We start from the raw sequence: 9,740 nt of genomic DNA on the forward strand, positions 1-9,740 counted from the left end.
TAATAAAATTACTTAAATTGTTAATGAAGCACTGTTTTATGCAAAACCGATATATTTGCTACTGATTAGTTACAAAACATTAAATAATACAGATATTTAAAATGAATCTAAACTTAACAAAGCCCATTTGTTTTTTCGACCTTGAAACCACAGGAGTCAACATTACAAACGACCGTATTGTAGAAATAGCCATCTTGAAAGTATTTCCTAACGGAAAGGAAGAAAGCAAAACATGGTTGGTAAACCCAGAAATGACCATTCCAAAAGAAGTTATTGATATTCATGGTATTACCAATGAAGACGTAGCCGATAAACCAACCTTTAAGGAAGTTGCCAAGGAGATTTACAATATGATTAAAGACTCCGATTTGGGAGGGTTTAATTCCAATAGATTTGATATTCCATTATTAGCTGAAGAATTATTGCGTGCAGAGATAGATTTCGACATGAAAAATAGAGTGGCTGTTGATGTACAGACTATCTTCCATAAAATGGAACAACGTACTTTAAGTGCTGCCTACAAGTTTTATTGTAATGAAGAATTAGAAGGTGCGCATGGAGCTGAAGCCGATACAAGAGCCACTTACGAAGTGCTAAAAGCGCAAATAGCCAAGTACGATGAAATAGAAAATGATACGAAGTTTTTGGCGGAATTTAGCTCTAGAAAACAATTTGCAGATTTTGCAGGCTTTATTGTTTATAACAAAAAAGGCGAAGAATGTTTCTCGTTTGGTAAGCATAAAGGCAAATTAGTAACCGAAGTTTTAGAAAGCGAACCCGGATATTTTGGCTGGTTGTTAAATGCTGATTTTCCGTTATACACAAAAAAGGTGTTAACAGCTATTAAATTGAGAAGTTTTAATAATAAATTAGGCTAAAATAATACCAAAATATGAAGGCAAATGAATGTAACCCGAAAAGATTTACAACAGATAAAAAGTCCTTTAGATAATGCAATTAAAAAATTATCTTTACAGGATAAGAGTAACAAAAAAGGTACCATATCCCGACTTATTCACGGGATATCGGTAATAAAAGTAACGATATAACGAGTTGCCACCAATTATGAAAAAAACCATTTTCGCAACATTTTTCCTTTTGATATTTGTCAATTATGGTTTTTCCCAAAATGAACAAATCAAATCATTAGTTGAAAAAACCAATGAAATGAATCTTGATATGTGGGACTTAACAGATTATGCAAAAAAGCATATTAAGGACAAAAATCAACTTGCGAAATTCTTTTATTATTGGATTGGTTCGAACATACAATACGACAATGAATTATTTGAAAAAATTTTAGCTGGAACTATAACCAATGAAGAGTTTTCAGAGAAACAAGACGAATACGATGTTTATGAAAACAGAAAAGGAGTTTGTGCTGGTTATGCAAATCTCTTCAAATGGTTTATGAACGAAATTGACATCGAAGCAGTTGTAATATCTGGACATATTCGAGATTTAAGAAATCATTATGTGGAATTGGAATCTGACGATAATTTCAGACACGCTTGGAACGCTATCAAACTAAATGACAAATGGATTTTAGTTGACACGACTTGGGGAACTTCCAAGGACCAAGAAACATCTGAATATTATTTTGACATTAAACCAGAGTTTTCGATATTAACTCATTATCCAGAGGATAGTAAATGGCAACTTTTAAAAGAACCACTAACTCTTGAGGAATTCAATAATTCTCAATTCGTTAAACCAATATGGTTTATGATTGGATTTACAGAAGTTCCCAAATTAATGGCTGACAAGGATTTTTATTATTTCACATTTCAAGACCTACCGAATAACAAATGGTCTGTGAGTTTAAAAATGAGTACTGACAATTTGAATTTTGAATCAATAAATGACATTGAAGTAATAGACCAAGATGGAAGAACTTATTTCCGATTTGGAAAAGCTCAAGTTCCTAAAACAGCTTATTTCAAAGTTAAAGTAGTGAAATTTGAAAATGATGGAGACCAGTATTTTAAAACTGAACACGAAGATGTCATTAACTTTAAAATATAAAATAACTGGTGGCAACATGCGTATATAACAAATAAAAAAGCGTAAATTTTTTATGACTGTGGACTAATTTCCAAAATCGAAAGAATTAATATTCCCGATAAAGTTTCAGAAGTTAAATACAAATCTGACTTAACCGACATCCAACCCATCATTCCAAACACTATTAAAAGTGACGGCAATTTATTTAAAGCAGTATAGATTTTATTTCGTCCCAAATATTTACTAAATTTGGGACGAAATTATATCAAATGGAAAGACCCGTTGTAGAAAACAAAATTGCCAAAGCACTAAAATCGTTCAAAAAAGGAAGTATCCTTTTTGTGGATGATTTCTTGGATTATGGTAATACAGAGAGTGTGAAAAAAGCCCTGTTGAGACTAAAACAGAAGGAAATCTTGGTTCGTTTGGCCCACGGAATTTATTTGTACCCGAAAATTGACAAAGAACTTGGTGTACTGTTTCCATCTACCGAGGATATAGCTAAAGCCATTGCAAGACGGGACAAAGCAAGAATTGTTCCAACAGGTATTCACGCATTGAACAAATTAGGATTGTCAACACAAGTGCCTATGAAAGTTGTTTACTTGACTGATGGTGCTGCAAGAAGTGTTAAGGTTGGTAAACGAATAATCTCTTTTAAAAAGACAAGTCCTAAAAACTTATTGGCACAAGGCGAAATCAGCAGTTTGGTTATTCAAGCACTCAAAACCATTGGACGAAAAAAATTGGACAATGAAAAACTAAAAAAAATTTATGAAATTCTCACAAATGAAAAAAACGAGAACATATTAAATGATGCAAAACTTGCACCAGCTTGGATAAATAAAATATTAATGCACTCTATTAATGACACATTAAGCAAGACAAAATGATGAATACCAATTGGTTAACATTATCAAAAGAAAGAAGAATTAAAATTCTGAATCAAACAACAGAACTTACTGGTTTACCAGCAGTGGCAATTGAAAAGGATTGGTGGGTAACATTAGCATTGAATGCTTCTTTCTCTTTATCCTATAGCAAAAATATTGTTTTCAAAGGCGGAACATCAATGAGCAAAGGATGGGATTTGATAGAACGTTTTTCAGAAGATATTGACTTGGCAATAGACAGAAAATTCTTTGGTTTTGAAGGAGACATCAGCAAAACGCAAATCAAAAAGCTACGAAAACAATCCTGTGAATTTATATCCACCACATTTCTTGAAGATTTAACAAAAGTATTAACTGAAAATAAAGCGATTGAGGAATGTAAATTGATTGCACAACCAATTACTGATTCGGATAAGGACCCTCAAACAATAGAAATCCACTACAACTCTGTTATTGATACGTCAGAGTATTTACCACAGCGTATTTTGATAGAGGTAAGTTCCCGTTCGCTGATGGAACCAACTGAAAGGAGGAAAATTAACTCAATCATAAGCGAGAACTTCCCCAATCAAAAATTTGCTACAAAATCATTTGCAATCTCGACAGTTCTTCCACAAAGGACTTTTTTCGGAAAAAATATTCTTGCTACACGAGGAATTTTCACAAAAAACAGATAAAATAAGAATTGACCGACTTTCAAGACATCTTTATGATTTGGAAAAACTAATGGATACGGAACACGGAATCAATGCATTAAAAGACATAGAACTTTATGACAACATAGTAGCTCATAGAGAAAAGTTTAATCCAATAAGAGGAATTGACTATACTAATCATATACCGAGTAAAATTAAAATCATTCCGCCAGATGCTGTAATAAAGGACTATGAAAAAGACTATGAGGCAATGACAGACTTTATGATTTACGGAGAATCTTTGACCTTTGGAAAGTTAATAGAAAGAATATCGGAATTACAAAAAAGAATAAACCAAATAAGCCAACGCTAAAAGCCATACACATTTGCAATTCGCACCAGCCAATGCCACACCAAAAATTACAAAAGAGTATAGCTTGCCAACGCTCAATCAGAACTGAAAAGAAAATATCGGAATAGAAAAGCAGAACGGAATAAAGCCAGCAGAGAACATGCGTATAAAACAAATAAAAAAGCGTAAATTTTTTATGATAACAATCAAAATCATAAATTTGTAGGATAAGAAAATGACAGTGGGTTTAAAACTTACTATTACAAATTTACCCGCGTTAGGGATTACTCATATATTCCATTTTTAAATTAATGAAATCGTGAATGTTTTACATTTGCAGTGGAAAGCCCACAGTGAGGCACGAGCGAGGACTTGTAACGAAAAGCCCGACCCTTGGGTAACGCCCAATTAAAATTTATAGAATGAAAATAATCTGCATCGGTCGTAACTATACCGAACATATCAAAGAGTTGGAAAACGAAAAACCAACAGATCCCGTGGTGTTTTTAAAACCAGACACGTCCATTCTTTTAAAAAAACAACCTTTTTTTATCCCCGATTTTTCAAACGATGTGCATTACGAAGTGGAGGTTTTAGTCAAGATCAATAAGATAGGTAAGTATATCGATAGAAAATTTGCCCATAAATATTATGATGAAATTGGGTTGGGAATCGATTTTACGGCACGTGATGTACAAAACGAATTGAAAGCTAAAGGATTACCATGGGAAAAGGCAAAATCCTTTGATGGGGCTGCTGTTGTTGGCAAATGGTTGCCAGTTTCAGATTTTAAAGATGTAAATGCGATTGAATTTTCTTTAAAAAAAAATGGCACGATTGCACAATTAGGAAATACAAGCCACATGCTTTGGAAAATTGATGAATTGATAGAATATGTGTCAAAATATTTTACTTTAAAGATTGGAGATATTATATTTACAGGAACTCCCGCTGGGGTTGGAAAGGTCATTACAAATGATAAACTTAAAGGATTTATAGAAGATAAGGAACTATTTTCAATAACAGTTAAATAACATGGAACAACATTACAAATTATTTAGGGTACGCGAGTTGGCCGATGGCGATGAAGATTTTATCGCATCATTGGCAGAAGCCTTTTTGGAAGAAGTGCCAGAAGATGCCGAACGACTAAAAAAAGCCGTTGCAGAAAAAGATTATCACGATGCCTACCAAGCGGCCCATAAAATGAAACCAACCATCGATTTGTTTGAATTGGGGGTGCTCGCTACATTAATAGAAGTACAGGATTGGGGCAAGTTCGAGAAAAAAGATTTAGATGTTACGTCTCAGTTAAACACGGTTATGTCTGCGGTTGATAAAGCCGTAGCCGAAATAAAATCAGACTTCAATTTATAATGTTAGCAGAGATAATCACCATTGGCGACGAGCTTCTTATTGGTCAGGTGATTGATACAAATTCTGCATTTATAGCAAAACAACTCAATAAAATAGGGGTTTCCGTATATCAAATCACGTCCGTTCAAGATGATAAAGAACACATACTTAGGGCCTTAAAAGATGCAGAAAGTCATGTGGATATCGTTATTCTTACAGGCGGATTAGGACCTACTAAAGACGATATTACAAAAAAAACCATTGCAGAATATTTTAACGACACATTAATTAAGGATGCTTCCGTATTAAAAAATATAGAGGAACTCTGGAAAAATTATGTGGGCGGTCTGCTTTTGCAAGTAAATAAAGATCAGGCTTTAGTGCCTTCAAAAGCTAAAGTATTAATGAATAAATTAGGCACCGCTCCAGGCATGTGGATGGAAAAGGATGATAAAGTTTTTATATCTCTCCCAGGTGTGCCTTATGAAATGAATGCGCTTATTGAAAATGAAGTGATTCCGAAGCTAAAGAACAAGTACAATTGCCCCTATATTTTGCATAAAACCTTATTAGTTTATGGTTTGGGAGAAAGTGCTTTGGCAGAACGCATTGAAGCTTGGGAAGACGCCTTGCCAAAGCATATTAAATTAGCCTATTTACCAAGTTTAGGAAAAATGAGATTGCGTCTATCCACAAAAGGATTTGTTGTACAAGAAGTTCACAAAAGCGTTCAAGCCGAAATAGACAAAGTGTTGCCTTTAATAAAAGATGAATTTGCAGGTTTTGAAGAAGAAGATGGTTCGGTTGAGGTAGTTATCGCCAATCAATTAACCAAATTGGGCAAAACGTTGGCCATCGCCGAAAGTTGTACAGGAGGTATGGTAGCAGAGCAATTTACGGTGCATCCGGGCGCATCAGCCTACTTTAAAGGAGGCGTTGTTACCTACGCAACCGAATCAAAAATAAGTGTTTTGGGAGTTTCAAAAGCAGATATCGACACTTTTTCGGTGGTAAGTTCACAAGTTGTAGAGTCCATGGCGGTAAATGCATTGCGGTTATTCCAGTCAGATTATGCCATTGCAACTACCGGAAATGCGGGACCTACCAAAGGGGATTCCCAAGCAGAAGTAGGTACCGTTTTTATTGCCATTGCTACTAAAAATACAGTGTATTCCGAAAAATTTATGCTAGGAAACCACCGCATCAAAGTGATAAGCAAAGCAGTAAATAAAGCACTTGAAATGCTCCTAAAAGAAATTTTTAAAAATTGATACTGTTTAAGTTGTCATAATATAAAGAATTTGTATATTTGCACCTCGATTTTAAGCAACAAAGAAATTTAAAGTTATAAATAATGTCAAGAGTTTGTGAACTTACAGGTAAGAAGGCCATGGTTGGAAACAACGTGTCGCACGCAATGAATAGAACTAAACGCACATTTGATGCGAATTTGGTTAAGAAACGTTTTTACATTCCGGAAGAAGACAGCTGGATAACTTTAAAAGTTTCTACTTCTGCTTTAAAAACTATCAACAAAATAGGTATTTCCGCAGCAATTAAGGATGCAAAATCCAAAGGATTTTTAAAATAATAGCTGTATTTAATAAGCAAAAAAATGGCAAAGAGAGGTAATAGAATACAAGTAATATTAGAGTGTACGGAGCATAAGGAGTCTGGTCAAGCAGGAACTTCAAGATACATTACTACTAAAAATAAAAAAAATACGCCGGATAGAATGGAGATCAAGAAATTCAATCCCATCCTTAAGCGTATGACAGTTCATAAAGAGATAAAATAATAAGTCATGGCAAAAAAAACAGTAGCATCGTTACAAACAGCAACATCTTCCAAAAGATTAACAAAGGCTATCAAAATGGTAAAATCACCTAAAACAGGTGCTTACATGTTTGTTGAATCCATCATGTCTCCAGAATTTGCAGACGACTTTTTCAACAAAAAGTAAAAACAAGTTTTTTAAATATACAAAGCTGCTTTCTTTATGGGAAGCAGCTTTTTTATGTTTATATTTGAAACGTTTCTGCCATACTAGCAGTAAAAATTAACGGTAGGGATTTTGCAATATCAATTTGGGCGTTACCTTTATCCTGAAACAAGTTCAGGAACCAGGTCGGGCTTTCAGCTATATCTTTTTAAAACGTCATTGCGAGGACAAAGGACGTGGCAATCTGCCAATTTTTAGTTCTAGCAATGGTTTATTTTTTATAAGTGTTTTAAAAAGGATGCCGCTTTAATCCCTAACGCAACCACCTCGGTTTTATCCTTTTTATTAAAAATAAAGCCAACACGAAGGAAATTAACAGTAAAAAATCCTTCCCTTAAAAAGGGAAGAGCTTGTGCCGAATTCTCGGTATGGATTGATTTCGAGAAAACGGAATGAAGACGGAAGGGTTTTATAGATCCAAAGTCTAAAACAAATAAACAACCAACAAACCAAATTAAAAAAATGAGTTTTTTTAAAAAAATATTTTCCTCAGAAAAAAAGGAAACCCTCGATAAAGGCTTAGAGAAATCCAAAACCAGTTTTTTCGACAAATTAGGTAAAGCCGTAGCGGGAAAATCCAAAGTAGATGATGCCGTTTTGGATAATCTGGAAGAAGTTTTAGTTTCCAGCGATGTTGGCGTCAATACAACCCTCAAAATTATTGAGCGCATTGAAGCCCGTGTTTCAAAAGATAAATATTTGGGAACCGATGAGCTGAACAGCATTCTTCGTGAAGAAATCGCAGGCTTGTTAAGCGAAACCAATTCTGGCGAGGAAACCGAATTTTCAATTCCGCACCCGCCTGCCGATAAGGCAGGATATAAAAAGCCGTATGTTGTTATGGTGGTTGGTGTTAACGGCGTTGGTAAAACCACCACCATAGGTAAAATGGCTTACCAATTTAAAAAGCAGGGATACAAGGTAGTGTTAGGTGCAGCCGATACTTTTAGGGCTGCTGCGATAGACCAACTTCAAGTTTGGGCAGACAGAGTAGGCGTGCCGTTGGTAAAACAATCCATGGGTTCCGATCCTGCTTCTGTGGCGTTTGATACCTTAACAAGTGCCGTAACCCAAAATGCCGATATAGTCATTATAGATACCGCTGGCCGTTTGCATAATAAAGTAAACCTCATGAACGAGCTTACCAAAGTAAAACGCGTCATGCAAAAAGTGGTTGACAATACCCCTAACGATGTGTTATTGGTTTTAGATGGTTCTACAGGTCAGAATGCATTCGAACAAGCAAAGCAATTTACAGCAGCAACCGAAGTCACATCATTAGCGGTTACAAAACTAGACGGAACCGCAAAAGGTGGTGTGGTAATAGGTATTTCGGACCAGTTTAAAATACCAGTAAAATATATTGGCGTTGGCGAAGGTATTGAAGATTTGCAAGTATTTAATAAGTTTGAGTTTGTGGATTCGTTTTTTAAGTAAATAATTTTGTCCGAAGGCGGGAACCCCATGGTGCTTTAACCTAATTGTCATTGCCATTACTATTATCCTAAAACCAACACCAACTTCAAACATAGTATTGCCAATTATTAATGGTTCTAGCAATCATAAAAGGCAAAACAATGTCACAAAACAATCTTCATAATGGGAAAGACCAACTTCGATATGTTGCCGGTACAGATGCAAAAGTGGCCTAAAATAGACGATAGTAAATTGGCAGTGAAGCATCTGGAAAGGAAATTAGAACTATGTTTTTAGGATAAAACCATAGTTAGATTTGACCAATTTTTTTACATAACAAATAGAACTCATTTAAAGTTATTACGCTTTTTTATTTTGTGACCCCGACAGGATTCAAACCTGTAACCCTCAGAGCCGAAATCTGATGCGCTATTCAATTGCGCCACGGGGCCTTTATTTGGAATAATATTAAATTTAAGACAATTTAGCCTTTACCATATTGGAAATGGTTTTCCCTTCGGCCTTTCCAGCAAGTTCTTGACTTACTGCGCCCATAACTTTACCCATATCTTTCATACCTACCGCTCCCAACTTCTTAATGGTATCTTCAACTACTTGTGCAATAGCTTCTTCGCTCATGGCTTCAGGTAAAAACTGATTGATGACCTCGGCTTCTGCCAATTCCGGTGCTGCTAAATCTTCCCGTCCTTGTTCAATATATATGGCGGCGCTGTCTTTACGTTGCTTTACTTGCTTTTGAAGTATTTTAAGCTCTTGGTCTTCGGTTAATTCCTCTTTCGCTCCAGTTTCTGTTTGCGCTAATAGAATAGCCGATTTTACCGCCCGTAATGCCGTTAAAGCGGTTTGGTCTTTTGCTTTCATGGCTTCCTTTAAAGCCGTCATGATATTATCTTGTAAACTCATGGTGTGATTTTATTAGAATGCGAATATAAAACAAATTTAAGTACATGACAAAAAATTAGATTGACCTTCTGTAAATGGTAATAATCCCACTGAAATTGAGACCTGTCAGGTTTTTAAAACCTGACAGGTCTGGAACACATGAGATTATTAAACTGCTG

At 35.2% G+C, this 9,740-nt stretch carries 13 protein-coding genes and 1 tRNA gene; 12 read left to right on the top strand and 2 right to left on the bottom strand.

The features are described from left to right. Positions 1-101 precede the first annotated feature (101 nt). The 12 genes from ACU1LP_RS18725 (at position 102) to ftsY (ending at position 8,679) form a co-directional block, all read left to right on the top strand. Entirely contained in the window at positions 102-878 is a 777-nt protein-coding gene (locus ACU1LP_RS18725) for an exonuclease domain-containing protein (RefSeq protein WP_445732905.1), read from the top strand. A 187-nt stretch (positions 879-1,065) separates the two neighbouring features. Further along, positions 1,066-2,025, top strand: a complete 960-nt coding sequence (locus ACU1LP_RS18730) for a transglutaminase domain-containing protein (protein WP_445732906.1) — start codon at positions 1,066-1,068, stop codon at positions 2,023-2,025. 248 nt (positions 2,026-2,273) lie between these two features. Next, the gene (locus ACU1LP_RS18735; protein WP_445737044.1) at positions 2,274-2,897 is read left to right on the top strand and encodes a DUF6088 family protein; all 624 of its coding nucleotides are present in this window, start codon (positions 2,274-2,276) and stop codon (positions 2,895-2,897) included. Continuing rightward, positions 2,894-3,574, top strand: coding sequence for a nucleotidyl transferase AbiEii/AbiGii toxin family protein (locus ACU1LP_RS18740; protein WP_445737045.1), 681 nt, complete (start codon positions 2,894-2,896; stop codon positions 3,572-3,574). Before ACU1LP_RS18735 ends, ACU1LP_RS18740 begins: the two co-directional genes overlap by 4 nt. After that, entirely contained in the window at positions 3,540-3,905 is a 366-nt protein-coding gene (locus ACU1LP_RS18745; protein ID WP_445737046.1) for a hypothetical protein, read from the top strand. Before ACU1LP_RS18740 ends, ACU1LP_RS18745 begins: the two co-directional genes overlap by 35 nt. 401 nt (positions 3,906-4,306) lie before the next feature. Further along, positions 4,307-4,918, top strand: a complete 612-nt coding sequence (locus ACU1LP_RS18750) for a fumarylacetoacetate hydrolase family protein (RefSeq protein WP_445737047.1) — start codon at positions 4,307-4,309, stop codon at positions 4,916-4,918. A gap of 1 nt (position 4,919) precedes the next feature. Next, entirely contained in the window at positions 4,920-5,261 is a 342-nt protein-coding gene (locus ACU1LP_RS18755; RefSeq protein WP_445733060.1) for an Hpt domain-containing protein, read from the top strand. Continuing rightward, positions 5,261-6,511, top strand: coding sequence for a competence/damage-inducible protein A (locus ACU1LP_RS18760; RefSeq protein ID WP_445737048.1), 1,251 nt, complete (start codon positions 5,261-5,263; stop codon positions 6,509-6,511). Before ACU1LP_RS18755 ends, ACU1LP_RS18760 begins: the two co-directional genes overlap by 1 nt. 83 nt (positions 6,512-6,594) lie before the next feature. After that, on the top strand, positions 6,595-6,831 hold the full coding sequence (rpmB, locus tag ACU1LP_RS18765; protein ID WP_445733062.1) for a 50S ribosomal protein L28: 237 nt from the start codon (positions 6,595-6,597) through the stop codon (positions 6,829-6,831). Between the two features lie 24 nt (positions 6,832-6,855). Then, complete coding sequence (rpmG, locus tag ACU1LP_RS18770) at positions 6,856-7,038, top strand: 50S ribosomal protein L33 (RefSeq protein WP_042500020.1); 183 nt, start codon at positions 6,856-6,858, stop codon at positions 7,036-7,038. 6 nt (positions 7,039-7,044) lie between these two features. Beyond that, positions 7,045-7,203 carry a DUF4295 domain-containing protein gene (locus ACU1LP_RS18775; RefSeq protein WP_445733063.1) on the top strand — a complete coding sequence of 53 codons (159 nt, stop codon included), beginning with the start codon at positions 7,045-7,047 and terminating at the stop codon, positions 7,201-7,203. 501 nt (positions 7,204-7,704) lie between these two features. Next, positions 7,705-8,679, top strand: coding sequence for a signal recognition particle-docking protein FtsY (gene ftsY / locus ACU1LP_RS18780; RefSeq protein WP_445737049.1), 975 nt, complete (start codon positions 7,705-7,707; stop codon positions 8,677-8,679). Positions 8,680-9,036: 357 nt separating this feature from the next. On the opposite strand, the gene ACU1LP_RS18785 is transcribed toward ftsY, so the two are convergent. Beyond that, a tRNA-Arg gene (locus ACU1LP_RS18785) sits at positions 9,037-9,110 on the bottom strand. Between the two features lie 22 nt (positions 9,111-9,132). Further along, a complete protein-coding gene (locus ACU1LP_RS18790; RefSeq protein WP_445733887.1) occupies positions 9,133-9,582 on the bottom strand; it encodes a GatB/YqeY domain-containing protein in 450 nt (149 codons plus the stop codon). Between the last annotated feature and the right edge of the window lie 158 nt (positions 9,583-9,740).

This window comes from Mariniflexile sp. (assembly GCF_052728615.1).